This is a genomic window from Kosakonia sp. SMBL-WEM22 (assembly GCF_014490785.1).
Taxonomy (GTDB): domain Bacteria; phylum Pseudomonadota; class Gammaproteobacteria; order Enterobacterales; family Enterobacteriaceae; genus Kosakonia.
On the sequence record NZ_CP051488.1, the window covers coordinates 4,881,175 to 4,906,671 of the forward strand.

The 25,497-nt window shown below is 55.3% G+C and carries 16 protein-coding genes, 2 tRNA genes, 2 rRNA genes and 1 riboswitch; of the genes, 7 read left to right on the forward strand and 13 right to left on the reverse strand.

Features of this window, described 5'->3' with window-relative positions; all coding sequences use genetic code 11:
• Positions 1-11 precede the first annotated feature (11 nt).
• The 6 genes from HF650_RS23565 to btuB all read right to left on the reverse strand — a co-directional run bounded on the left by HF650_RS23565 (position 12) and on the right by btuB (position 7,960).
• Positions 12-2,917, reverse strand: a 23S ribosomal RNA gene (locus tag HF650_RS23565).
• 177 nt (positions 2,918-3,094) lie between these two features.
• Positions 3,095-3,170 (reverse strand) — tRNA-Ala (locus HF650_RS23570).
• A 108-nt stretch (positions 3,171-3,278) separates the two neighbouring features.
• Positions 3,279-3,355, reverse strand: a tRNA-Ile gene (locus tag HF650_RS23575).
• A gap of 73 nt (positions 3,356-3,428) precedes the next feature.
• A 16S ribosomal RNA gene (locus HF650_RS23580) occupies positions 3,429-4,970 on the reverse strand.
• The 16S and 23S rRNA genes sit together here with 2 tRNA genes alongside, the layout of an rRNA operon.
• A 355-nt stretch (positions 4,971-5,325) precedes the next feature.
• Positions 5,326-6,177, reverse strand: a complete 852-nt coding sequence (murI, locus tag HF650_RS23585; RefSeq protein ID WP_187800587.1) for a glutamate racemase — start codon at positions 6,175-6,177, stop codon at positions 5,326-5,328.
• Positions 6,122-7,960 carry a TonB-dependent vitamin B12 receptor BtuB gene (gene btuB / locus HF650_RS23590; RefSeq protein WP_187800588.1) on the reverse strand — a complete coding sequence of 613 codons (1,839 nt, stop codon included), beginning with the start codon at positions 7,958-7,960 and terminating at the stop codon, positions 6,122-6,124. The genes murI and btuB overlap by 56 nt, the downstream gene beginning before the upstream one ends.
• A 65-nt stretch (positions 7,961-8,025) precedes the next feature.
• Positions 8,026-8,196, reverse strand: a riboswitch (cobalamin riboswitch).
• A 116-nt stretch (positions 8,197-8,312) separates the two neighbouring features.
• Here btuB and trmA point away from each other — a divergent pair.
• Positions 8,313-9,413, forward strand: a complete 1,101-nt coding sequence (gene trmA / locus HF650_RS23595) for a tRNA (uridine(54)-C5)-methyltransferase TrmA (RefSeq protein ID WP_187800589.1) — start codon at positions 8,313-8,315, stop codon at positions 9,411-9,413.
• A 41-nt stretch (positions 9,414-9,454) separates the two neighbouring features.
• On the opposite strand, the gene HF650_RS23600 is transcribed toward trmA, so the two are convergent.
• The gene (locus tag HF650_RS23600) at positions 9,455-9,826 is read right to left on the reverse strand and encodes a YijD family membrane protein (protein WP_187802801.1); all 372 of its coding nucleotides are present in this window, start codon (positions 9,824-9,826) and stop codon (positions 9,455-9,457) included.
• 3 nt (positions 9,827-9,829) lie between these two features.
• The gene (fabR, locus tag HF650_RS23605) at positions 9,830-10,474 is read right to left on the reverse strand and encodes an HTH-type transcriptional repressor FabR (RefSeq protein WP_034812619.1); all 645 of its coding nucleotides are present in this window, start codon (positions 10,472-10,474) and stop codon (positions 9,830-9,832) included.
• Between the two features lie 196 nt (positions 10,475-10,670).
• Between fabR and sthA the strand changes: the two genes are divergently transcribed.
• The gene (gene sthA, locus HF650_RS23610; RefSeq protein ID WP_187800590.1) at positions 10,671-12,071 is read left to right on the forward strand and encodes a Si-specific NAD(P)(+) transhydrogenase; all 1,401 of its coding nucleotides are present in this window, start codon (positions 10,671-10,673) and stop codon (positions 12,069-12,071) included.
• On the opposite strand, the gene oxyR is transcribed toward sthA, so the two are convergent.
• From oxyR to argC, 4 genes are all read right to left on the reverse strand, one after another.
• Positions 12,054-12,971, reverse strand: coding sequence for a DNA-binding transcriptional regulator OxyR (gene oxyR / locus HF650_RS23615; RefSeq protein WP_187800591.1), 918 nt, complete (start codon positions 12,969-12,971; stop codon positions 12,054-12,056). The genes sthA and oxyR overlap by 18 nt on opposite strands.
• A 261-nt stretch (positions 12,972-13,232) precedes the next feature.
• The gene (argH, locus tag HF650_RS23620; RefSeq protein WP_187800592.1) at positions 13,233-14,606 is read right to left on the reverse strand and encodes an argininosuccinate lyase; all 1,374 of its coding nucleotides are present in this window, start codon (positions 14,604-14,606) and stop codon (positions 13,233-13,235) included.
• A gap of 75 nt (positions 14,607-14,681) precedes the next feature.
• Positions 14,682-15,458: an acetylglutamate kinase gene (argB, locus tag HF650_RS23625; protein WP_187800593.1), complete on the reverse strand. Its 777-nt coding sequence runs from the start codon at positions 15,456-15,458 to the stop codon at positions 14,682-14,684.
• Between the two features lie 13 nt (positions 15,459-15,471).
• A complete protein-coding gene (argC, locus tag HF650_RS23630) occupies positions 15,472-16,476 on the reverse strand; it encodes an N-acetyl-gamma-glutamyl-phosphate reductase (protein ID WP_187800594.1) in 1,005 nt (334 codons plus the stop codon).
• A 170-nt stretch (positions 16,477-16,646) separates the two neighbouring features.
• On the opposite strand from argC, the gene argE reads away from it, so the two are divergent.
• From argE to fsa, 5 genes are all read left to right on the forward strand, one after another.
• On the forward strand, positions 16,647-17,798 hold the full coding sequence (gene argE, locus HF650_RS23635) for an acetylornithine deacetylase (RefSeq protein WP_187800595.1): 1,152 nt from the start codon (positions 16,647-16,649) through the stop codon (positions 17,796-17,798).
• 253 nt (positions 17,799-18,051) lie between these two features.
• Complete coding sequence (gene ppc / locus HF650_RS23640) at positions 18,052-20,703, forward strand: phosphoenolpyruvate carboxylase (RefSeq protein WP_187800596.1); 2,652 nt, start codon at positions 18,052-18,054, stop codon at positions 20,701-20,703.
• A gap of 226 nt (positions 20,704-20,929) precedes the next feature.
• Complete coding sequence (locus tag HF650_RS23645; RefSeq protein ID WP_187800597.1) at positions 20,930-22,663, forward strand: phosphoethanolamine transferase CptA; 1,734 nt, start codon at positions 20,930-20,932, stop codon at positions 22,661-22,663.
• Between the two features lie 82 nt (positions 22,664-22,745).
• Positions 22,746-23,591 (forward strand): AraC family transcriptional regulator, encoded by an 846-nt coding sequence (locus tag HF650_RS23650; RefSeq protein WP_187800598.1) that lies wholly within the window; start codon positions 22,746-22,748, stop codon positions 23,589-23,591.
• 214 nt (positions 23,592-23,805) lie between these two features.
• Complete coding sequence (gene fsa, locus HF650_RS23655) at positions 23,806-24,468, forward strand: fructose-6-phosphate aldolase (RefSeq protein ID WP_187800599.1); 663 nt, start codon at positions 23,806-23,808, stop codon at positions 24,466-24,468.
• Between the two features lie 11 nt (positions 24,469-24,479).
• On the opposite strand, the gene metF is transcribed toward fsa, so the two are convergent.
• Complete coding sequence (gene metF, locus HF650_RS23660) at positions 24,480-25,382, reverse strand: methylenetetrahydrofolate reductase (protein ID WP_187800600.1); 903 nt, start codon at positions 25,380-25,382, stop codon at positions 24,480-24,482.
• Positions 25,383-25,497: the final 115 nt, after the last annotated feature.

Here is a 25,497-nt window from a genome sequence, read left to right on the forward strand (position 1 = left end):
TTCGGCGTTGTAAGGTTAAGCCTCACGGTTCATTAGTACCGGTTAGCTCAACGCATCGCTGCGCTTACACACCCGGCCTATCAACGTCGTCGTCTTCAACGTTCCTTCAGGAGACTTAAAGTCTCAGGGAGAACTCATCTCGGGGCAAGTTTCGTGCTTAGATGCTTTCAGCACTTATCTCTTCCGCATTTAGCTACCGGGCAGTGCCATTGGCATGACAACCCGAACACCAGTGATGCGTCCACTCCGGTCCTCTCGTACTAGGAGCAGCCCCCCTCAATTCTCCAGCGCCCACGGCAGATAGGGACCGAACTGTCTCACGACGTTCTAAACCCAGCTCGCGTACCACTTTAAATGGCGAACAGCCATACCCTTGGGACCTACTTCAGCCCCAGGATGTGATGAGCCGACATCGAGGTGCCAAACACCGCCGTCGATATGAACTCTTGGGCGGTATCAGCCTGTTATCCCCGGAGTACCTTTTATCCGTTGAGCGATGGCCCTTCCATTCAGAACCACCGGATCACTATGACCTGCTTTCGCACCTGCTCGCGCCGTCACGCTCGCAGTCAAGCCAGCTTATGCCATTGCACTAACCTCCTGATGTCCGACCAGGATTAGCTGACCTTCGTGCTCCTCCGTTACGCTTTAGGAGGAGACCGCCCCAGTCAAACTACCCACCAGACACTGTCCGCAACCCGGATCACGGGTCCACGTTAGAACATCAAACATTAAAGGGTGGTATTTCAAGGTTGGCTCCACGCAGACTGGCGTCCACGCTTCAAAGCCTCCCACCTATCCTACACATCAAGGCTCAATGTTCAGTGTCAAGCTATAGTAAAGGTTCACGGGGTCTTTCCGTCTTGCCGCGGGTACACTGCATCTTCACAGCGAGTTCAATTTCACTGAGTCTCGGGTGGAGACAGCCTGGCCATCATTACGCCATTCGTGCAGGTCGGAACTTACCCGACAAGGAATTTCGCTACCTTAGGACCGTTATAGTTACGGCCGCCGTTTACCGGGGCTTCGATCAAGAGCTTCACCTTGCGGTTGACCCCATCAATTAACCTTCCGGCACCGGGCAGGCGTCACACCGTATACGTCCACTTTCGTGTTTGCACAGTGCTGTGTTTTTAATAAACAGTTGCAGCCAGCTGGTATCTTCGACTGGTTTCAGCTCCGTGAGCAAGTCACTTCACCTACGCACCAGCGTGCCTTCTCCCGAAGTTACGGCACCATTTTGCCTAGTTCCTTCACCCGAGTTCTCTCAAGCGCCTTGGTATTCTCTACCTGACCACCTGTGTCGGTTTGGGGTACGATTTCGTGTTACCTGATGCTTAGAGGCTTTTCCTGGAAGCAGGGCATTTGTCACTTCAGCACCGTAGTGCCTCGTCATCACGCCTCAGTGTTAGAGTGAACCGGATTTACCTGGAACACACACCTACACGCTTAAACCGGGACAACCGTCGCCCGGCCGACATAGCCTTCTCCGTCCCCCCTTCGCAGTAACACCAAGTACAGGAATATTAACCTGTTTCCCATCGACTACGCCTTTCGGCCTCGCCTTAGGGGTCGACTCACCCTGCCCCGATTAACGTTGGACAGGAACCCTTGGTCTTCCGGCGAGCGGGCTTTTCACCCGCTTTATCGTTACTTATGTCAGCATTCGCACTTCTGATACCTCCAGCATGCCTCACAGCACACCTTCGCAGGCTTACAGAACGCTCCCCTACCCAACAACACATAGTGTCGCTGCCGCAGCTTCGGTGCATGGTTTAGCCCCGTTACATCTTCCGCGCAGGCCGACTCGACCAGTGAGCTATTACGCTTTCTTTAAATGATGGCTGCTTCTAAGCCAACATCCTGGCTGTCTGGGCCTTCCCACATCGTTTCCCACTTAACCATGACTTTGGGACCTTAGCTGGCGGTCTGGGTTGTTTCCCTCTTCACGACGGACGTTAGCACCCGCCGTGTGTCTCCCGTGATAACATTCTCCGGTATTCGTAGTTTGCATCGGGTTGGTAAGCCGGGATGGCCCCCTAGCCGAAACAGTGCTCTACCCCCGGAGATGAATTCACGAGGCGCTACCTAAATAGCTTTCGGGGAGAACCAGCTATCTCCCGGTTTGATTGGCCTTTCACCCCCAGCCACAGGTCATCCGCTAATTTTTCAACATTAGTCGGTTCGGTCCTCCAGTTAGTGTTACCCAACCTTCAACCTGCCCATGGCTAGATCACCGGGTTTCGGGTCTATACCCTGCAACTTAACGCCCAGTTAAGACTCGGTTTCCCTTCGGCTCCCCTATACGGTTAACCTTGCTACAGAATATAAGTCGCTGACCCATTATACAAAAGGTACGCAGTCACCCCATAAAGAGGCTCCCACTGCTTGTACGTACACGGTTTCAGGTTCTTTTTCACTCCCCTCGCCGGGGTTCTTTTCGCCTTTCCCTCACGGTACTGGTTCACTATCGGTCAGTCAGGAGTATTTAGCCTTGGAGGATGGTCCCCCCATATTCAGACAGGATACCACGTGTCCCGCCCTACTCATCGAGCTCACAGCCAGAGTGCTTTTGTGTACGGGGCTGTCACCCTGTATCGCGCGACTTTCCAGACGCTTCCACTAACACTCAGGCTGATTCAGGCTCTGGGCTGTTCCCCGTTCGCTCGCCGCTACTGGGGGAATCTCGGTTGATTTCTTTTCCTCGGGGTACTTAGATGTTTCAGTTCCCCCGGTTCGCCTCGTTAACCTATGTATTCAGTTAACGATAGTGCAACGGATTGCACTGGGTTTCCCCATTCGGACATCGCCGGCTGTAACGGTTCATATCACCTTACCGGCGCTTTTCGCAGATTAGCACGTCCTTCATCGCCTCTGACTGCCAGGGCATCCACCGTGTACGCTTAGTCGCTTAACCTCACAACCCGAAGATGTTTCGAGAACACCTTAAGTTGCGAAAATTTGAGAGACTCACAGAACAATTCGCATTGTTCAGTGTTTCAATTTTCAGCTTGATCCAGATTTTTAAAGAGCAAAACTTCGCAGCACACACAGAATGTGTACTCTGAAGTTTTCTTGTACCGAACAGTGAGGATGGTGGAGCTATGCGGGATCGAACCGCAGACCTCCTGCGTGCAAAGCAGGCGCTCTCCCAGCTGAGCTATAGCCCCATCGTAGTTAAACTCTGTTACCCGTAATTTTTCCTGAGACAAGGCGTGAAAGGTCGAAGCATACTGAAGTATGCGAGTCGTTTCACAACGCTGTATTCAGGGAAAATTTGGTAGGCCTGAGTGGACTTGAACCACCGACCTCACCCTTATCAGGGGTGCGCTCTAACCACCTGAGCTACAAGCCTGCAGAGATTTTCACTGCTCGTTATTTTTCATCAGACAATCTGTGTGGACACTACAGGGAAAGGTTCTTTAAGGTAAGGAGGTGATCCAACCGCAGGTTCCCCTACGGTTACCTTGTTACGACTTCACCCCAGTCATGAATCACAAAGTGGTAAGCGCCCTCCCGAAGGTTAAGCTACCTACTTCTTTTGCAACCCACTCCCATGGTGTGACGGGCGGTGTGTACAAGGCCCGGGAACGTATTCACCGTGACATTCTGATTCACGATTACTAGCGATTCCGACTTCATGGAGTCGAGTTGCAGACTCCAATCCGGACTACGACGCACTTTATGAGGTCCGCTTGCTCTCGCGAGGTCGCTTCTCTTTGTATGCGCCATTGTAGCACGTGTGTAGCCCTGGTCGTAAGGGCCATGATGACTTGACGTCATCCCCACCTTCCTCCAGTTTATCACTGGCAGTCTCCTTTGAGTTCCCGGCCTAACCGCTGGCAACAAAGGATAAGGGTTGCGCTCGTTGCGGGACTTAACCCAACATTTCACAACACGAGCTGACGACAGCCATGCAGCACCTGTCTCACAGTTCCCGAAGGCACCAATCCATCTCTGGAAAGTTCTGTGGATGTCAAGACCAGGTAAGGTTCTTCGCGTTGCATCGAATTAAACCACATGCTCCACCGCTTGTGCGGGCCCCCGTCAATTCATTTGAGTTTTAACCTTGCGGCCGTACTCCCCAGGCGGTCGACTTAACGCGTTAGCTCCGGAAGCCACGCCTCAAGGGCACAACCTCCAAGTCGACATCGTTTACGGCGTGGACTACCAGGGTATCTAATCCTGTTTGCTCCCCACGCTTTCGCACCTGAGCGTCAGTCTTCGTCCAGGGGGCCGCCTTCGCCACCGGTATTCCTCCAGATCTCTACGCATTTCACCGCTACACCTGGAATTCTACCCCCCTCTACGAGACTCAAGCCTGCCAGTTTCGGATGCAGTTCCCAGGTTGAGCCCGGGGATTTCACATCCGACTTGACAGACCGCCTGCGTGCGCTTTACGCCCAGTAATTCCGATTAACGCTTGCACCCTCCGTATTACCGCGGCTGCTGGCACGGAGTTAGCCGGTGCTTCTTCTGCGGGTAACGTCAATCGACGCGGTTATTAACCGCATCGCCTTCCTCCCCGCTGAAAGTACTTTACAACCCGAAGGCCTTCTTCATACACGCGGCATGGCTGCATCAGGCTTGCGCCCATTGTGCAATATTCCCCACTGCTGCCTCCCGTAGGAGTCTGGACCGTGTCTCAGTTCCAGTGTGGCTGGTCATCCTCTCAGACCAGCTAGGGATCGTCGCCTAGGTGAGCCGTTACCCCACCTACTAGCTAATCCCATCTGGGCACATCTGATGGCAAGAGGCCCGAAGGTCCCCCTCTTTGGTCTTGCGACGTTATGCGGTATTAGCTACCGTTTCCAGTAGTTATCCCCCTCCATCAGGCAGTTTCCCAGACATTACTCACCCGTCCGCCACTCGTCAGCAAAGCAGCAAGCTGCTTCCTGTTACCGTTCGACTTGCATGTGTTAGGCCTGCCGCCAGCGTTCAATCTGAGCCATGATCAAACTCTTCAATTTAAAGTTTGATGCTCATCGAATTAAACCGTAATGAATTACGTGTTCACCCGTGAGACTTGGTATTCATTTAGTGTCCGAAGACATTAAGAATCCATGTCACCTGAGTGCCCACACAGATTGTCTGATAAATTGTTAAAGAGCAGTGCCGCTTCGCTTTTCGCTGCGGCGCGGGGTGTGCATATTACGCTTTCCCGCTGTGAAGTCAACTGATTATTTTCAGATTTCTTCACCTGACAGGCCGGTGTGTTTGCCGTTGTGCCGTGTCAGTGGAGGCGCATTATAGGGAGTTAATTCCTGCTGACAACCCCTAATTTCAAAAAACTTTTCAACCGTCTCTTTTTTGCGCAAAACAGCGTTAAACCGCCAGTTTTTCGAGCCTTTCGAAGCCATAGCGCTGCAAAACGGGTAATAATTGTACTGTTTCCGGCGTCAATGCCATGCAGTAGGCAATATTACTGTCAGAAGATTTAGCCTCCGGCGCTTCATGCTCCAGCAGCCAGGCGGTACGCCGCGCAATAGCCGAGCCAGAATCAATCAGCCGCGTCCCTTCCGGCAGCACCTGCAATAGCTCTTCTTGTAATAGCGGGAAGTGGGTGCAGCCCAGCACCACGGTATCCGGTGGCTCCTTCATCCGCAGCCACGGGCGCAGAATACGGCGCAGCTCCTCAAGCGGCACAGGCTCGCCGTGCAGTTTGCCCTCGGCCAGCTCCACCAGCTCAGCGGAACCCAGCATTTCGATCCGGCACTCATTGGCGAAGCGCGCGATCAACTCATGCGTATAAGGACGCTTCACCGTTCCGCGCGTCGCCAGCAAACCGACAATGCCATTTGCCGTTAACCGCGCCGCGGGTTTGATCGCCGGCACAACTCCAACTACCGGGAAGGTGAACTTCTCACGCAGCGCGGGCAGCGAAACGGTGCTTGCCGAGTTACAGGCAATAATGGCCAGAGAGAGGGGGTAGCGTGCCTGAACGGCGGAAACAATTTCGACAACGCGCTCAACGATAAACTCTTCGCTCTTCTCACCATAGGGAAATGCGACGTTGTCGAAAGTGTAGATATAGTGCAAATCCGGCAGGAGTTGCCGGATCTCATCATAAACGGAAAGCCCACCGACACCGGAGTCAAACACCAGCACGGTGGGCCGCGCGTCAGAAGGTGTAGCTGCCAGACAAGGTGTATTCCCGTCCTGCAGTTTGGTAACCATATGCTGTCTCGTACTCTTTATCGAACAGGTTGGCGATTTTACCACGAACTGTCAGGTGAGAGGTTACAGGATATGAGGCAGAAAAATCGACAGTGCTATAACTTGGCAGAATACGTCTCTCGCCCGTTGTATCATCGTAGCGCTTACTGAAATACTCCCAGGCAAGATCCATATCGACATCATATATAGACCAGTCAAGCTGGTACTTCGCCTGGCGCTGCGCCCTGCGTTGCAATACGTCATGGGTTTCATCATCACGCGGGTCAATATATTGCAGAGTGACTCGGTGTGAGAAAATGCCCGTATCAATATCGCCGCTCCACTCAACACCTTTAATAGTGGCTGACTTAACATTGCTATAAGCCTGATTTCTGTAGCCAATGAGATTCTCTATCTCATAGCGGTACGCTGAGAGACGCCAGTCCAGCGGACCGGTAAGTCCTTCAATACCCGCTTCCCACTGTTTCGACTCTTCCGGCTTCAGGTTTGGATTCGACGCAATGCCATACCGCTTCGCGCCAAACTGTTGACCCAGCGACGGCGCAAGGAAACCCGTGCCGTAAGAGAGGGTCAGGCGATAGTCCGGTACAAACTCCCACCCTGCCGCCGTCTGCCAGGTGCCGTGCCAGCCAAAGGTATCATCTTTATCTTCGCGCCCGGAGGCCTCAAGCGTCACATCGCCTAACTGCTTCATTCCCGTCAGATAGAGCCCGGTGTTATCGCGATCGTAGGCATCGCGACTGGCCTCATTAGACGCCACCAGGCGCTCCTGCTTCCAGTCTACGCCCGCACCGATTGATCCTTTACCGATATCAACGTTATTTGCCCACTGAATATAACGTTGCTCCGTCTCATCAAGTGTAGTGCCCGTATGATAACGACCATAGATGCTGCTGTAGTTGTAGTCTTTGCTTTTTTGATAGTTCGCCAGCAGTTGGGAAGAGTAAATCCCCTGACGGAAGTTGAGCCCCGTATCCCAGTCCTGGGCGTAGAGCTGACGCTCATCGGCGCTGTATTCTGGCGAAGAAGGCGGGCTGCCGAGGTCATAGTCCACGTTATTGCTGAAGTCATATCCGCGGAAAAAACCATCAAAATTGTCGTTAAACGTATGCTGCACGCTGCCCCAGAAGGTTTTGTTCCGGTAGCCGTCGCGGTCCTGGTCATGATCCCAGCTTGAACCAGGCTGAACGTTAAACCCGCGCGTGCCGGTATAAGAAGCCGCCCCAGCCACCACCGTGTCACCAAAACGCTGGCGTACGGTACCGTCGTAGGTTTGATACCCCTTCGAACCGATGCCAGCGTTAATTTGTGATTTCTCATCGCCCGCCAGGGTAATGATGTTTACCACGCCACCAATCGCGCCAGAGCCGTACACCGTCGAGCGCGGCCCGCGGATGTACTCCACGCGCTGCACCAGCGAGAGCGGGATCTGGTTCAGTTCGGGCGCGTTAGAAATCCCTCCACGCGCCACCGGCACACCGTCTATCATCAGCATCAGGTGTTTGGATTCCGTTCCCCGCACATAGACAGAAGAGATCTGCCCGAGACCGCCACTTTGCGAGACATCGACGCCCGGAAGACGGCGTATAACCTCTATCAGCGAGCGCGACTGCCAGCGATCGATCTCTTCACGCGTCACAATTTCCGTCGGCGCCAACACGGTCTTAAGCGGTTGTTGAAAACGGTTTGCTGTCACCACTAACTGATGCTGACCGCTATCCTGCGCCCAGCCGGAAAACGCCGTGACGGAGAGCGCCGTCAGCAGCGAAGCTTTTTTTATCATTATGTAAGCATCCACATAATAAGAAGGATGCCGCAGGTTCCATCAATAGCTCGCGATGATGACAACCAGATGCGACGTATACCGGCAGGTCTTCGGGCTCGGAGGTACTACGAAAGGCGACTTCCCACCCGCAGGCAGTGTCTGGCCTCTCACCTTTATCCTTACCGCTGCGCGTCAGCCCCAGATTCGCACTGGGTTCCCTTTTAACTCACAGGACCGGAAAAAGGATGCTACATTCCGTTACATATAGATGTCCAGACTGCCAGGCGACTATTTCATTGCGCCCCGGGCTGGACATCCCGTGAGCAATCCCTACAATCCCCGCGTTATTCATAATCTCTCAGGAAGCATCATGACCCCAGAACACCTGCCGACAGAACAGTACGAAGCCCAGCTGGCCGAAAAAGTTGTACGTCTGCAATCGTTGATGACGCCCTTTTCCGCGCCGCTTCCGGAGGTGTTCCGCTCGCCCGTCAGCCATTACCGCATGCGCGCCGAGTTTCGTATCTGGCACGACGGGGACGATCTCTACCACATCATTTTCGATCAGCAGACCAAATCACGAATCCGCGTCGACAGCTTTCCGGCGGCAAGTGAGCTGATCAACCAGTTAATGTCGGTGATGATCGACGCGGTGCGCGACAACAAAACGCTGCGCCATAAACTCTTCCAGATTGATTACCTGAGCACACTGAGCAACCAGGCGATCGTCACGCTGCTCTATCATAAGAAGCTGGATGCCGAGTGGCAGGAAGAGGCCACGCGCCTGCGCGACGCGTTACGCGCGCAGAACCTGAATGTGCAGATTATTGGCCGCGCCACCAAAACCAAAATCGAGCTGGACCAGGATTTCGTCGATGAACGTTTGCCGGTTGGCGGCCAGGAGATGATCTACCGCCAGGTGGAGAACAGCTTCACCCAGCCGAATGCGGCGATGAATATTCAGATGCTGGAGTGGGCGCTGGATGTCACGCGTGGGTCGAAAGGCGATCTGCTGGAGCTTTACTGCGGTAACGGCAACTTCTCGCTGGCGCTGGCGCGTAATTTCGATCGCGTGCTGGCCACAGAAATTGCCAAACCCTCGGTTGCGGCGGCGCAGTACAACATCGCGGCAAACCAGATTGATAATGTGCAGATTATCCGCATGTCGGCAGAAGAGTTTACCCAGGCGATGAACGGCGTGCGCGCCTTTAACCGCTTACAGGGTATTGATTTGCAGAGCTACCAGTGCGAAACGATTTTCGTCGATCCACCGCGCAGCGGGCTGGATGCGGAAACCGAGAAGATGGTGCAGGCTTATCCGCACATCCTCTATATCTCCTGCAACCCGGAAACATTGTGCAAAAACCTGGAAACCTTAAGCCAGACGCACACGGTTTCACGCCTGGCGCTATTTGACCAGTTCCCCTACACGCATCATATGGAGTGTGGCGTCCTGCTGACGCGCAAGTGATTGCAATGCCGGAGGCGACAAAACCCCCTCCGGCTCACCGCTTACTCTGAATCAGAAGCTTCGTACTGCCGGCTACGGTTGCGCAGACGAATGCCAATCCAGAAAACCAGAATCACCGCCAGTAGCGCGGGCAGGAAGTTGGAGCCCATATCCGGATACTCTGCGCGCACCACGGCGCTGTAAAGCAGCACACCGAGAATAAAGCAGGCGGCGGAAAGACCCGGTAAGCCCACCGGCATGGTGCGATTCTGGTAGCGCTGATGCAGACAGTAGATCGTCAGCACCAGCGAGATAATTGGAAAGAGCGAGAAGGGTACGAGGGAGCTAAACACGGCGGTAAACGTGCCGTTAACAGACAAACCGGCAATCAACGCCAGCAGCAGCGTACCTTTATCTTGACCTGACTGTTTCATCATTCATCCTTCACTCGTCGGTTGTTGCGCCATTTTTTCCTGTTCGCGGCGATACCAATAATATGCGCCCTTTGAAATCATACGCAGCTGCAATACCAGCCTCTCTTCCAGCTGTTTGCGCTGCTCTGCGCTCACGTCCAGCGCTTCCGCGCCGGCGTTAAAGACGATGGTGACCATCGCTTCAGCCTGCGCTTCCGTAAAGGCGCGCGGCATGTGGTTTTCGAGCTCCAGGTAATCAGCAAGTTCCGCAATGAAGTGCTGGATCTCGCGCGCGACCGCCGCACGAAACGCGGCAGACGTTCCAGAGCGTTCACGCAAAAGTAGCCGAAAGGCGTTCGGGTTATTGCCAATAAATTCCATAAATGTGGAGACCGACGTGCGGATCACGCTGCCGCCTTTGGCAATGCGCTGGCGCGCCTGGCGCATCAGCTGGCGCAGCATCAGGCCGCTCTCATCGACCATTGTCAGGCCGAGTTCATCCACGTCGCGGAAATGCCGATAAAATGACGTTGGCGCGATACCCGCTTCACGAGCCACTTCCCGTAGACTCAGGCTGGTAAAACTTCGCTCTGCGCTCAGTTGGCTGAATGCGGCTTCAACCAGTGACCGCCGCGTTCTCTCTTTTTGTTGCGCTCTTACACCCATCACGATGTTTGAATCCTTCCAGGGGCCCGCTGGCACTATACCAGAGAATAAATCCAAACCGATTGTACTGGATTGTGACGGATTGTTTACGCGCAGATTCTTCTTTTTCAGCGGAAAAAAGCACAGTGATAATTGGGTTATCCCGCGGTTAATGTTAGTATTATGTTGCTTTTATGTATAAGAACAGGTAAGCCTTACCATGCCACATTCCTACGATTACGATGCAATAGTGATAGGCTCCGGTCCCGGCGGCGAAGGCGCAGCCATGGGCCTCGTTAAACAGGGAGCCCGGGTAGCGGTTATTGAGCGCTACCACAATGTCGGCGGCGGCTGTACGCACTGGGGCACCATCCCCTCGAAAGCGCTCCGCCACGCAGTCAGCCGTATTATCGAATTTAACCAAAATCCGCTCTACAGCGACCATACCCGCCTTCTTCGCTCCTCTTTCTCCGATATCCTGAACCATGCCGAAAGCGTGATTAACCAGCAAACGCGTATGCGTCAGGGTTTTTACGAGCGTAACCACTGCGACATTCTGGAAGGCAACGCGCGCTTTATTGATGACCACACGCTGGCGCTCGAGTGCCACGATGGCACCGTCGAAACGCTGACGGCAGAGAAGTTTGTCATCGCCTGCGGTTCGCGCCCTTATCACCCGGATGATGTCGACTTCGCCCACCCGCGCGTCTACGACAGCGACTCGATTCTCGATATGCACCACGAACCTCGCCACGTGATTATCTACGGCGCAGGGGTTATCGGCTGTGAATATGCGTCGATCTTCCGCGGTATGAATGTGAAGGTCGACCTGATTAATACCCGCGATCGTCTGCTGGCATTTCTCGATCAGGAGATGTCCGACTCCCTCTCCTACCACTTCTGGAACAGCGGCGTGGTGATTCGCCACAACGAAGAGTATGAGCGCATCGAGCCATTGGATGATGGCGTCATCATGCATCTGAAATCGGGTAAGAAGTTGAAAGCGGATTGCCTGCTCTACGCAAACGGACGCACCGGTAACACCGACAGCCTTCAGCTTGCCAATATCGGGCTGGAAGCGGATAGCCGTGGTCAGTTGAAGGTCAACAGCATGTATCAGACCGCGCTGCCACATATCTATGCCGTGGGCGATGTGATTGGTTATCCGAGCCTGGCATCAGCGGCTTACGACCAGGGGCGAATCGCTGCACAGGCAATGATCAAAGGTGAAGCCAGTGCGCATCTGATTGAGGATATCCCAACCGGGATCTACACCATTCCGGAGATCAGCTCCGTCGGGAAAACCGAACAGCAGCTCACCGCCATGAAAGTGCCTTATGAAGTGGGTCGCGCGCAGTTTAAACACCTCGCGCGGGCGCAAATTGTCGGCATGAACATCGGCACGCTAAAAATTCTGTTCCACCGCGAAACGAAAGAGATTTTGGGGATCCACTGCTTTGGCGAGCGCGCGGCCGAGATTATTCATATCGGCCAGGCGATTATGGAGCAGAAAGGTGGCGGTAACACCATTGAGTACTTCGTTAACACCACCTTCAACTACCCAACTATGGCGGAAGCCTATCGGGTAGCCGCACTGAACGGCCTAAACCGCCTGTTTTAAGCCTTTGTCGAAATGGCCATCCATCGCGCCGCGGATGGCCTCTGCCAGTTGCTCATAGCGGCTGCGCAGCGGCGAGCCCGGTCGATAAACCAGCCCAACGGTACGCTTCGGCTCCGGCTTAATGCACGGTAAGTAGACCACGCCATCACGTTTACGCTCGCGCGGTACAGCAAGCGCTGGCAGCAGCGTGATGCCGCTCCCGGCTGCGACCATGTTACGTAGCGTCTCCAGGCTGGTTGCACGGAAATGGGTATCCTCATCCGCGCCCGCTTCAAAGCAGAAGCCCATCGCCTGATCGCGTAAGCAGTGCCCATCTTCCAGCATCAGCAGCTTTTCACCCGCCAGATCGGCCATCGGCACGCAGTCGCGATTCGCCCAGGCGTGATCTTCGTAAATGGCCAACATCATCGGCTCGTCAAACAGCGGCACTTCAATAAACGCTTCGCTCTCTTTCACCAGCGCAAGGATCGCGCAGTCGAGCTTACCGCTATCAAGCTGCGCCAGCAGTTGCTGCGTCTGCGCCTCGTGCAGATACATCTCTAGTTTCGGGAAGGTTTGATGCAGCAGCGGAATAATATGCGGCAGCAAATAGGGGCCCACGGTCGGGATCAGCCCAATGTGCAGCGGGCCGGACATGGTTTCACCCTGCTGGCTTGCCATCTCTTTCAGCACCTTGACCTCGCGCAGTACCGTGCGCGCCTGGTCCACCAGCAGCAATCCGGCCTGGGTAAAGAGGACTTTACGGCTGGTGCGCTCAAGCAGCATCACGCCCAGTTCATCTTCCAGTTTGCGGATCTGCCCGCTCAGCGTCGGTTGGCTGACGTGGCACGAGTCGGCTGCACGGCGAAAATGGCGGTGCTCCGCTAACGCCACCAGGTATTCAAGATCACGAATATTCATCTTCATCCTCCGTCGCCACGATAGTTCATGGCGATAGATAGCATAGCAACGAACGATTATCCCTATCAAGCCTTCTGTACAATAATTGGCTACAGGAAACGTAGCGGGACTGTGTTCTACCCTAACCAGTCACCCTCTTCACTACCGTTTCTCTCTGTACAACTAAAGCCAACGTGAACGTTTTGCGGACCTCCGTGTCCGCTTTTTTTTGCATAAAAAAGCCCGGCGTTACGCCAGGCTAATTTCGTTTCCACGCTTATTTCACACCAGACGCGCTTTCGCCTCAGCAATCGCCCGCGCAACCTGCGTCGGGGAAACGCCCCCTTTCGCCGCGCGTTTATCCAGGCACGACTGTAGGGCAAGGATGGGGTACACATCGTCGCCAATCACCGCACTGAACTGTTGCAGGTCGCTAAGCGGCAGCTCCTCCAGCGGTTTGCCCTGGCGAATCGCTTCCACGACCGCCTCACCCACAATGTGGTGTGCTTCACGGAACGGCACGCCTTTGGCGACCAGGTAGTCAGCTAACTCGGTTGCATTCGCGTAACCCTGCTGCGCCGCCTCCTGGCAACGTGGACGTTTCACCTGAATACCGTCCAGCACCAGCGTCGCCATATGCAGGCAGTCAAGCCAGGTGTCGAGCGCGTCGAACAGCCCCTCTTTATCTTCCTGCATATCTTTGTTGTAGGCCAACGGCAGCCCTTTCAGCGTCATCATCATGCCGGTCAGCGCGCCCTGAACACGGCCGCATTTGCCGCGGATCAGCTCCAGCGCATCCGGGTTTTTCTTCTGCGGCATCAGAGATGAGCCGGAAGTAACGCGATCGGAGAGCTCAACAAAACCCGCTTCGCCGGAGTTGAAGAAGATCAGGTCTTCGGCAAAACGCGACAGGTGCACCATGCCAATCGACGCATTGGAGAGCAGTTCAAGCACGTGATCGCGATCGGAGACACTGTCCAGGCTGTTACGGGTGGCCGATGCAAAACCTAACCAGCCCGCCAGCTGTTCACGATCGATCTCATAGGCGGTGCCCGCCAGCGCGCCACAACCCAGCGGGCTGACATCCAGACGCTTCAGGGCATCCTGCAAACGGCTCTCATCGCGGGCCAGCATCTCAACGTAGGCCAGAGACCAGTGCGCAAAGGTGACCGGCTGGGCGCGCTGCAGGTGCGTATAGCCCGGCATAACGGCGTCCTGATTGTTCTCGGCGGTGACCACCAGCGCGCTCTGCAACTGGCGGTTCGCCAGCAGCAGTTCGCTGATCATCTCTTTGCACCACAGTTTCAGATCGGTGGCGACCTGGTCGTTACGGCTGCGCCCGGTGTGCAATTTCTTGCCAAGCTGACCCACTTTGTCGATCAGCTTGCCTTCCACCCAGCTATGAATATCTTCCGCGTCGCTCTGCAGGATCTGTTCCGGGTTGGCGCGCACCTCTTCCAGCAGGGTGTTGAGCGCCCCTTCCAACTGCTGCTGCTCGGCGTCGGTCATCACGCCAACGGTGACTAACGCTTTGGACCAGGCCACAGAGCCAACGATATCCTGCTCCGCCAGGCGGTAGTCAAAGCGCAAAGAGTCATTGAACTGTTTGAACCGTTGATCCGCTGCCTGAGTAAAACGCCCGCCCCAAAGTGCCATAATATGCTTCCCTCTTTATTATTCATTTTGCCGGATGGCGCTGCGCTTATCCGGCCTGCATAAGTGTGTCTGTGATTAAGCCAGAATACGCGTGCCGATTGGCGTGCCGTTAAACAGCGCCGGCAGTTGCTCGGCGTGACGCCAGGAGGCGATATCTACCGGACGACCCAGCGTGCGCGCTGCATCCAGCGCCGCATTTACTTTCACGATCATGCCATCGGTAATAATGCCCTGCGCAATCAGCTGCTCCGCTTTAGCCGCAGTCATCTCGGCAATGCGCTGGCCTTTACCATCAAGGATGCCGCTCACGTCGGAGAGCAGAATCAGATCCGCGCCAAGGGTCGATGCCAGCGCCGTTGCTGCCTGATCGGCGTTAACATTCATCAGTTTGCCTTTATCGGTCACGCCGATGGAACTGACAACCGGCAGGAAACCGCCCTCCAGTAAGGTGTTAATCAGCTTCGGCGAGCCCGGCTGCGCTAAACCGACATGACCAAGCTCTTCATCTAACTGAGTCACGCTGACGCTGTCGCCATCGCCGAGGAACAGACCAACCGAGGCGATATGGTGTTTCTTCGCCCACGCCAGCAGCGTTTTGTTGGCAGTGCCCGCCAGCGCGCCGGTAATAATGTCAATCTGATCGGCAGGCGTCACCCGCAGGCCATTCTTCTTCTTCACCGGCAGATTGAGCTGCTTCATTAACTCATCCACCACGCAGCCGCCGCCGTGAACGATCACCAGCGGGCGCTGATGGGCTTCGCGGTACTGCACAAGGGCGGTAAACAAACGCTCCAGCGCTTCTTCGCTATCCAGCAGTACGCCACCGAGCTTAATAATTAATGGATTCATCATCACGCCTGTTCGATTAGATAAGAGACTGGGTTTCAGCATAGCCGAAACGAATGTTGGCACACTGCATCGCCTGCCCCGCCGCGCCTTTCAGCAGGTTATCTTCCGTCGCGACCACGATCAGGTGCTCGCCCTGCACGGCAAAGCCGATATCGCAGAATGGCAGGCCGACCACGTTTTTCAGCGCCGGGACGCCTTTTTCATACAGACGCACCAGCGGTTTACCGTCGTAAGCCTGTTTGAACACGGCGGCGATTTGCGCATGGGTCACGCCCGGTTTTAAGCGGCAGGTAATCGTTTCCAGAATGCCGCGCGGGAAGCTTGCCAGGTGCGGCGTGAAGATCACATCTGTACCGAGGTGCGTGGCGATTTCCGGATGGTGGCGATGATTGAAGATGCCGTACGGCTGCAGGCTCACTTCACAGAAGCTGTTAGAGAGCGCGGCTTTGCGCCCTGCACCGCTAACGCCGCTGGTGGCATTGATCACCGGCCACTGATTGAGATCCAGCAGGCCCGCATCGATCAGCGGTTTTAAGGAGAGCTGCGCCGCCGTCGGGTAGCAACCCGGCACGGCAACCAACTGCGCCTCTTTAATCTTGTCATGGTTCCACTCCGCCAGGCCGTAAACCGCTTTTTCAAGCAGATCGGCATGCTGATGGGTAAAGCCATAGAAGGTTTCATAAAACGCGGGATCGTTGACGCGGAACGCGCCAGAGAGATCGAACACCACGCAGCCGGCCGCCAGGCAATCCGGTACCAAATCGTGGCTCACTTCATGCGCGGTTGCGAGAAACACCACATCCACACCGGTAAGAAAATCCTTGATATCGGCCATCGGCTGCAGCGGCAGATCGACAATGCCCTTCAGCTGCGGATGTAAATCGGAGAGACATTTTCCTGCATCATTACTTTGCGCAGAAACCGTCAAAGCGGTTATGTTCATATGAGGATGGCGATTTACATAGGACACAAGTTCTGCGCCGGCGTAACCGCTGGCACCCACAATTAATGTGTTCAACATCGGTGCGGTCTACCTTCTTACGTCATGTTCGGCTCTGGAAGGGTGCGTTCTCCCTCCCGCGTCGCTGAGCAAAGTCGCCTTACGGGTTCCCATACGCTCAACATTATTGTATTTTTATGCACATTTACTGCATGAATATTGATACTATCACGAACTCAGGTATGTCAACAATGAAAATGAATTTGCCGCCATTTATCGAGATCTACCGCGCCCTGATTGCCACGCCGTCGATCAGCGCAACGGAAGAAGCGCTCGATCAGAGTAATGCGTCTTTAATCAATCTGCTGGCAGGATGGTTTGGCGATCTTGGGTTCACTGTTGAAGTGCAGCCGGTGCCCGGCACACGTAACAAATTCAATATGCTTGCCAGCGTCGGCAGCGGCGCGGGCGGGCTGTTATTGACCGGCCATACGGACACCGTGCCGTTTGACGACGGGCGCTGGACACGCGATCCCTTCACCCTGACCGAGCACGACAACAAGCTCTACGGCCTCGGCACGGCTGACATGAAGGGCTTCTTCGCCTTTATTCTTGATGCCCTGCGTGACGTCGATGTGACAAGACTGAGCAAGCCGCTCTACATCCTCGCCACCGCCGATGAAGAGACCAGCATGGCGGGTGCGCGCTACTTCTCTGAGAATACGCAGCTGCGCCCGGATTGCGCGATTATCGGTGAGCCAACCTCACTGCAACCAGTACGTGCCCATAAAGGCCATATCTCCAACGCCATTCGCATTCTCGGCCAGTCCGGCCACTCCAGCGATCCGGCGCGCGGCGTCAACGCCATTGAGCTGATGCACGATGCTATCGGCCATATCCTGACCCTGCGCGACAACCTGAAAGAGCGTTATCACTACGAAGCGTTCACCGTTCCCTATCCGACGCTTAACCTGGGTCATATTCATGGTGGTGATGCGGCAAACCGTATCTGCGCCTGCTGTGAATTACATATGGATATTCGCCCGTTGCCGGGGATGACGCTTGACGATCTCAACGGCCTGCTGAATGAAGCGCTGGAGCCGGTCAGTTCCCGCTGGCCGGGGCGCCTGAATGTCTTTGAACTCCACCCGCCGATCCCCGGTTACGAATGCCCGCCCGATCATCAGCTGGTTGAAGTGGTGGAAAAACTGCTCGGCGTTGAAACGGAGGTGGTGAACTACTGCACCGAAGCGCCGTTTATTCAAACTCTCTGCCCGACGCTGGTACTGGGCCCTGGCTCAATCAACCAGGCGCACCAACCGGATGAATACCTGGAGACGCGCTTTATTAAGCCAACGCGCGAGCTTATTACCCAGGTTGTGCATCATTTCTGTTGGCATTAAGCGCGACAAAACAGATGAATATTCCCCTCTGCTGAGGGGATTTTTATGCGCCAAAATAGTGCATTTCATAAGCGAAACTTATCTGCCGTGAAGGGTGTTAACTTTCATAAATTCCCGTAATTTATTCGTTTGCTGAACCGATTTCGCCGCAATTGACGTAGTGAGTTTTACGTGGCTTTATAAAGGACGGTGTCTTATATCTGCTCAACGGCGGGTATAACAAAACAAAATGAGATGGGGTGTCTGGGGTAACATGAACGAACAATATTCCGCGTTGCGTAGTAATGTCAGTATGCTCGGCAAACTGCTGGGAGATACCATCAAGGATGCACTGGGCGAGAACATTCTCGACCGCGTCGAAACAATCCGTAAGCTGTCCAAATCTTCTCGCGCCGGCAACGAAACCGACCGCCAGGCACTGCTCACCACCTTGCAGAATCTCTCTAATGATGAGCTGCTGCCGGTGGCTCGCGCATTCAGCCAGTTTCTGAATCTGGCGAACACCGCCGAGCAGTACCACAGCATTTCAGCGAAAGGCGAAGCGGCCAGTAACCCGGAAGTAATTGCCCGCACCATCAGAAAGCTGAAAGACCAACCTCATCTCAATGAATCCACCATTATCAATGCGATTGAATCTCTGTCGCTGGAGCTGGTACTGACCGCCCATCCGACGGAGATTACACGCCGGACCTTGATCCACAAGATGGTGGAAGTGAACGCCTGTTTAAAACAGCTCGATAATAGCGATATCGCTGATTACGAGCGTCACCGGTTGATGCGCCGTCTGCGCCAGCTGATCGCCCAGTCCTGGCACACCGATGAGATCCGCCGCAATCGCCCAAGCCCGGTCGATGAAGCGAAGTGGGGCTTCGCAGTGGTGGAAAACAGCCTGTGGGAAGGGGTGCCGAGCTACCTGCGCGAGCTGAACGAACAGTTGGAGGAGAACCTCAATTATAAGCTGCCGGTCGATTTTGTTCCGGTGCGTTTTACCTCGTGGATGGGCGGCGACCGTGACGGCAACCCGAATGTTACCGCCGATATCACCCGCCACGTTCTGCTACTTAGCCGCTGGAAAGCGACCGATCTCTTCCTGAAAGATATCCAGCTGCTGATTTCCGAGCTATCGATGGTCGAGTGTACCGAGGAGCTGCGCGAGCTGGCCGGTGCCGAAGGTGCCCGCGAACCCTATCGCTACCTAATGAAAAAGCTGCGCAGCGATCTGATCGCCACGCAGAGCTGGCTGGAAGCGCGCCTGAAAGGGCAGAAGCTGCCGAAGCCGGCCGGGCTGCTGACGCAAAATGAGCAGCTGTGGGAGCCGCTCTACGCCTGTTATAAATCCCTGCAGGCCTGCGGCATGGGCATTATCGCCAACGGTGAACTGCTTGATACTCTGCGCCGCGTGAAGAGTTTCGGCGTGCCGCTGGTGCGTATCGATATTCGCCAGGAGAGCACCCGCCACACCGAAGCGCTGGGCGAGCTGACCCGTTACCTTGGTATTGGCGATTACGAAAGCTGGTCGGAAGCCGATAAACAGGCCTTCCTGATCCGCGAGCTTAACTCCAAACGTCCGCTGCTGCCGCGCCAGTGGGAGCCGAGCGAAGAGACCCGCGAAGTGCTCGACACCTGCCGGGTGATTGCCGAAGCGCCGCGCGGATCGATTGCCGCGTATGTGATCTCAATGGCGAAAACGCCCTCCGACGTGCTGGCTGTGCATCTGCTGTTGAAAGAGGCCGGTATCGGCTTCGCGCTGCCGGTTGCCCCGCTGTTTGAAACCCTCGACGACCTGAACAACGCCAATGACGTGATGAGCCAGCTGCTCAATATCGACTGGTATCGCGGCTTTATTCAGGGCAAACAGATGGTGATGATTGGCTACTCCGACTCCGCGAAAGATGCGGGCGTGATGGCCGCAAGCTGGGCGCAGTACCAGGCGCAGGACGCGCTGATCAAAACCTGCGAGAAAGCGGGCATTGAGCTGACGCTGTTCCACGGTCGCGGTGGCTCTATCGGCCGCGGTGGCGCACCGGCCCACGCAGCGCTGCTCTCACAACCGCCTGGCAGCCTGAAAGGGGGCCTGCGCGTCACCGAGCAGGGCGAGATGATCCGCTTTAAATATGGCCTGCCGGAAGTGACCATCAGCAGCCTCTCGCTGTACACCAGCGCGATTATGGAAGCCAACCTCCTGCCGCCGCCGGAGCCAAAAACCGAATGGCGTCACATTATGGATGAGCTGTCGGCCATCTCCTGCGAGATGTACCGCGGCTATGTGCGCGAAAACAAAGACTTTGTGCCCTACTTCCGCTCGGCGACGCCGGAGCAAGAGCTGGGCAAGCTGCCGCTGGGTTCGCGTCCGGCAAAACGTCGCCCGACCGGCGGCGTCGAGTCGCTGCGCGCCATTCCGTGGATCTTCGCCTGGACGCAGAACCGCCTGATGCTGCCAGCCTGGCTCGGCGCGGGCGCGGCGCTGCAAAAAGTGGTGGAAGATGGCAAACAGAGCGAGCTGGAAGCGATGTGCCGCGACTGGCCATTCTTCTCCACGCGTCTTGGCATGCTGGAGATGGTCTTCTCGAAAGCGGATCTGTGGCTGGCGGAGTATTACGATCAGCGGCTGGTGAAACAGGAGCTGTGGCCATTGGGCAAAGAGCTGCGTAAGCTGCTGGCGGCCGATATTAAGGTAGTGCTGGATATCGCCAACGACTCCCATCTGATGGCCGATCTGCCATGGATTGCTGAATCTATCCAGTTACGCAATATCTACACTGACCCACTCAACGTGCTGCAGGCCGAGCTGCTGCAACGCTCGCGTCTGGCAGAAGAGCAGCAACAAGAGCCTGATAGCCGTGTCGAGCAGGCGCTGATGGTCACTATCGCTGGCGTCGCTGCCGGGATGCGTAACACCGGCTAATTCTGTCGCCCCGCTTTTGTTAACCGATTGCAGCATTTTTATCTTTTGGGTAAAAATGCTGCAAATTTTGGTTGTCATCTATCCTTCACATTCCTTATATTCCTCGCGAAATTCTCACATCCTGGTGAGTCTTCACCAAAATAAACCCGCCTGAATAGTGACATTCAGGTTTGCTTAAGCTTTAGCCGCTATGTTTTAGCGCTATTTATTCGCACAGGCACTTCGTATGCGCTCCACACAAACTCATACTAAACAATCGTTTAGTATGAAAGCCCTTGGATGGGCTCTGCTCTATTTTTGGTACTTCTCCACGGTTCTGCAGGTCGCTATCCTGGTTAGCGGATATAGCGGCACAAATGGTTTTCGCGACTCCATTCTCTTCAGCTCCCTGTGGCTAATCCCGGTCTTCCTCTTCCCACGCTATACGCGCGCCATCGCGGCGGCCATTGGCGTGGTGCTGTGGGCCACCTCGCTGTCGATGCTCTCTTATTACGTCATCTATGGGCAGGAGTTCTCGCAGAGCGTGTTGTTTGTGATGTTTGAAACCAACACCCATGAAGCGAGCGAATTTTTAGGTCAATACTTCAGCCTGAAACTGGTGCTGATTGCGCTGGCCTACACCGCAGGCGCCATCATCCTGTGGACTCGTCTGCGTCCGGTTTACATTCCTAACCCGTGGCGCTGGGTCGTCTCGTTCGCCCTGCTGTATGGGCTGATCCTTAACCCGATTGCGATAAACATGCTGAAATATAAGCAGAATCTCGCTAAGGCCGCCTCAGGATTAGCCTCCAAGCTGGAACCCGCAGCGCCGTGGCAGCTAGTAATGGGTTATGTGCAGTACCGTAATCAGTTGAATAGTCTTAATAGCTTGCTCGACAGCAACCATGCTCTCCCACCGCTGGCAAATCTGAAAGATGAGTCGGGCGACGCGCCGCGCACCCTGGTGCTGGTGATTGGTGAATCGACGCAGCGTGGCCGCATGAGTCTGTATGGCTACCCGCGCGAAACCACGCCGGAACTGGATGCGCTGCATAAGAGCGATCCGCGGATGAGTCTCTTTACTAACGTCGTGACTTCGCGCCCCTACACTATCGAGATCCTGCAACAGGCGCTGACATTCGCCGATGAGCAGCATCCCGATCTCTATCTGACGCAGCCCTCGCTGATGAACATGATGAAGCAGGCCGGGTACAAAACCTTCTGGATCACTAACCAGCAGACGATGACCGAGCGCAACACCATGCTGACCGTCTTTTCAAAACAGACGGATGTGCAGTTCTATATGAACCAGCAGCGTACGCAGAGCGCCCGCGAATATGACACTAACGTGCTGAAGCCGTTTAAAACCGTGCTCGCCGATCCTGCGCCGAAGAAGTTCATCATTGTGCATCTACTCGGTACGCATATTCGTTACGACTTCCGCTACCCGCAAGGCTGGGGCAAGTTTACCGATAAGCACGACCATCAACCGCCGGGGCTGGATGCCGATCAATCCGAGACCTACAACAACTATGACGATGCTAACCGCTTTAACGATCATGTTGTCTCCTCGCTGATTAATGACTACAAAGCGACCGACCCGAACGGCTTCCTGCTCTACTTCTCCGATCATGGCGAAGAGGTGTACGACACACCGCCGCATAACATTCAGGGGCGTAACGAAGCGGAGCCGACGCGCCATATGTACACTATTCCCTTTATCCTCTGGACTTCGGATAAGTGGCAAGCGGCGCATCCGCGCGATTTCTCCGCCGATCTCAACCGCAAATACAGCAGCTCGCAGCTGATCCACACCTGGTCTGATTTGGCTGGCCTGCGTTATGACGGCTACGACGCTACGCGCTCGGTGGTGAGCCCGCAGTTCGTTGAAGTGACGCGCTGGATCGGTAACCCGTACAAGAAAAACGCGCTACGGGACTACGACACACTGCCGTATGGCGATCTCCCCGCCAACCAGTAAGCGTATAAAGCCATCCCATCGGGATGGCTTTTTTTTTAGCCTGGCGCTATGGTGAGCCTGTTTTTTTCGACGCAGGAATACCATGAGCCACGATATTGCGCCTCTCCTCTCCCGCCTGATCCACAGCCCGGTAACGCTTGGGCAGATCCGCTTTGCGGCGGTGAACGCAACCGCGCCTGCACTGGCCTGCCAGCTTGATTTCCCGCGGCTGGAGATTGTGCTGGAAGGCGCGCTGACCGATGCGGCGATCGCTGGTGAGGCGGTGTTAATGATGCAGCATGACGTGCTCTACGTTCCCGCTGGCGGCTGGAACTGCCCGCGTTGGCTGGCCCCGGCGAAGAGCTTAAGCGTGCTGTTTGGCAAACAGCAGTTGTGCTTTAGCCTTACGCAGTGGGATGGCACAACGCTCCATACGCTGGCCCGCCAGCACGTAGCCCGGCGCGGCCCGCGCGTCGGCTCCTTCCTGCTGCAAACGCTGCACGAGATGCAGATGCAGCCAGATGAGCAACATACGGCGCGGCTGATTGTTACCAGCTTGTTGAGCCACTGCCACGACCTGCTTGGCAGCCAGATCCATACCGCGTCGCGCAGCCAGGCGTTGTTTGAAGCCATTCGCGACTATATCGACGAACATTACGCCATGCCCCTCACTCGCGAGTCGGTCGCGCAGGTGTTCTATATTTCGCCTAATTACCTCTCTCACCTGTTTCAGAAGACCGGGGCTGTCGGCTTTAGTGAATACCTGAATCACACCCGGCTGGAGCATGCGAAAACGCTGCTTAAAGGCTATGACCTGAAAATCAAAGAGGTGGCGCACAGCTGCGGGTTTATCGACAGTAACTACTTCTGTCGCCTGTTCCGTAAAAACACCGAACGCTCTCCCTCGGAGTATCGCCAGCACTACCACAGCCAACTACGCGACAAATAATGCCAATACTGGATTTTTGTACGCTTTTGTCTCCGCGTCTTACCTGCACCTCGCACCAGCAACCGCTTTTCATCGGACCACACTGCATTCTGTGAGCGCTATCACACTTCACCGGCATACGTACATTTGTCCAGTGTTTGGCAGAATTGTTATATAGCCGCCGCCGTGCCGCAGACCGTATGCTTTCGCCAGACCATATTGATGAGGAAGCAGGATGGAGCTCTATCTGGATACGGCCGATATCGCGGAGGTGGAGCGCCTTGCGCGCATCTATCCGCTGGCAGGCGTTACTACTAACCCGAGCATTATCGCCGCCGGTAAAACCCCGATCTGGGAGGTATTGCCGCGCTTGCACCAGGCGATTGGCGCGAACGGGACACTCTTCGCCCAGGTGATGAGCCGCGACGCAGAAGACATGGTGAGCGAGGCGAAAAAGCTTTATCACGCGCTACCGGGGACCGTGGTTAAAATCCCGGTGACGGACGAAGGGCTGGCGGCAATTAAACGGTTGAAAAAAGAGGGAATCGTTACGCTTGGCACCGCGGTCTATAGCGCGGCGCAGGGTTTACTGGCGGCGCTGGCTGGAGCCAAATATGTCGCGCCTTATGTTAATCGCGTCGATGCGCAGGGCGGCGATGGTGTGCGCATGGTGCAGGAGCTACAAACGCTGCTAAACCTCCATGCACCGGAGAGCAAAGTGCTGGCGGCGAGCTTTAAAACGCCGCGCCAGGCGCTCGACTGTCTGCTCGCCGGGTGCGAGGCGATTACCCTACCGGTTGATGTGGCGAAACAGATGCTCAATACGCCCGCCGTTGAATCCGCCGTCGAGAAGTTCGAGCAAGACTGGCAAGGCGCTTTTGGCAGCCTGAGCCTGTAATTTTCCCCATACTAGACGGCGACGTTACACGCCGGACGCACGCCGAGGGTGTGGCAGATGGCATAGCTCATTTCGGCGCGATTCAGGGTATAGAAGTGGAAATCTTTTACCCCTTCGCGGCTGAGGATCTTCACCATATCCATCGCGATATTCGCGCCGACCAGCTTGCGGGTTTCCGCATCATCATCCAGTCCGGCGAACATTTGTGTCATCCACGCCGGGATACGCACGTTAGTCATGTCGGCGAACTTTTTCGCCTGCTTAAAGTTGGAGACCGGCAGAATGCCGGGAACGATCTCGACATCGATACCGGTTGAGGCGCAGCGGTCGCGAAAGCGCAGGTAGCTCTCAACATCGAAGAAAAACTGTGTGATGGCGCGGCTGGCGCCTGCTTCAACTTTACGCTTCAGGTTGAGCAAATCGGCCTGCGCGCTTTTCGCTTCCGGATGCACTTCCGGGTAAGCGGCAACGGAGATATCAAAATCCGCCACCTCTTTTAACAGACTCACCAGATCGGTGGCATACATCTCCGGTTTTCCGCCGCCCGGCGGCAAATCGCCACGCAGGGCAACGATATGACGAATGCCGTTGTTCCAGTAATCCTGCGCAATAGTGCGCAGTTCATCGCGGGTGGCGTCGATGCAGGTCAGATGCGGCACCGCTTCCAGCCCGGTGCGATCTTTAATCCCTTTAATAATGCTGTGCGTGCGGTCGCGCTCGCCGGAGTTCGCGCCGTAGGTGACCGAAACGAATTTCGGCTTCAGGCTGCTTAAGCGATCGATGGAGCTCCATAAGGTCTGTTCCATTTCACTGGTGCGCGGCGGGAAAAACTCAAAAGAGACGTTAATCTGGCCGTGAACTTCCGCCAGGCTCTGATTCAGGGCTTCCCGCTGATTGGCGTGAAAAAAGCTCATACCTTACCTCATCAATCACAAGTCGTTATTCAGGGTGAGCGAACTTCTATACGTTTAGACGTCCAGATGTAAAAATGACGGAAATCGTACAAAGCGTCAACAGAAATATCTCGAT

Coding starts and splice junctions, on each gene's coding strand:
- murI (WP_187800587.1), bottom strand. CDS start 6,177: ATGGTTACCAAACTGCAGGACGGGAATACACCTTGTCTGGCAGCTACA.
- btuB (WP_187800588.1), bottom strand. CDS start 7,960: ATGATAAAAAAAGCTTCGCTGCTGACGGCGCTCTCCGTCACGGCGTTT.
- trmA (WP_187800589.1), top strand. CDS start 8,313: ATGACCCCAGAACACCTGCCGACAGAACAGTACGAAGCCCAGCTGGCC.
- HF650_RS23600 (WP_187802801.1), bottom strand. CDS start 9,826: ATGAAACAGTCAGGTCAAGATAAAGGTACGCTGCTGCTGGCGTTGATT.
- sthA (WP_187800590.1), top strand. CDS start 10,671: ATGCCACATTCCTACGATTACGATGCAATAGTGATAGGCTCCGGTCCC.
- oxyR (WP_187800591.1), bottom strand. CDS start 12,971: ATGAATATTCGTGATCTTGAATACCTGGTGGCGTTAGCGGAGCACCGC.
- argH (WP_187800592.1), bottom strand. CDS start 14,606: ATGGCACTTTGGGGCGGGCGTTTTACTCAGGCAGCGGATCAACGGTTC.
- argB (WP_187800593.1), bottom strand. CDS start 15,458: ATGATGAATCCATTAATTATTAAGCTCGGTGGCGTACTGCTGGATAGC.
- argC (WP_187800594.1), bottom strand. CDS start 16,476: ATGTTGAACACATTAATTGTGGGTGCCAGCGGTTACGCCGGCGCAGAA.
- argE (WP_187800595.1), top strand. CDS start 16,647: ATGAAAATGAATTTGCCGCCATTTATCGAGATCTACCGCGCCCTGATT.
- ppc (WP_187800596.1), top strand. CDS start 18,052: ATGAACGAACAATATTCCGCGTTGCGTAGTAATGTCAGTATGCTCGGC.
- HF650_RS23645 (WP_187800597.1), top strand. CDS start 20,930: ATGCGCTCCACACAAACTCATACTAAACAATCGTTTAGTATGAAAGCC.
- HF650_RS23650 (WP_187800598.1), top strand. CDS start 22,746: ATGAGCCACGATATTGCGCCTCTCCTCTCCCGCCTGATCCACAGCCCG.
- fsa (WP_187800599.1), top strand. CDS start 23,806: ATGGAGCTCTATCTGGATACGGCCGATATCGCGGAGGTGGAGCGCCTT.
- metF (WP_187800600.1), bottom strand. CDS start 25,382: ATGAGCTTTTTTCACGCCAATCAGCGGGAAGCCCTGAATCAGAGCCTG.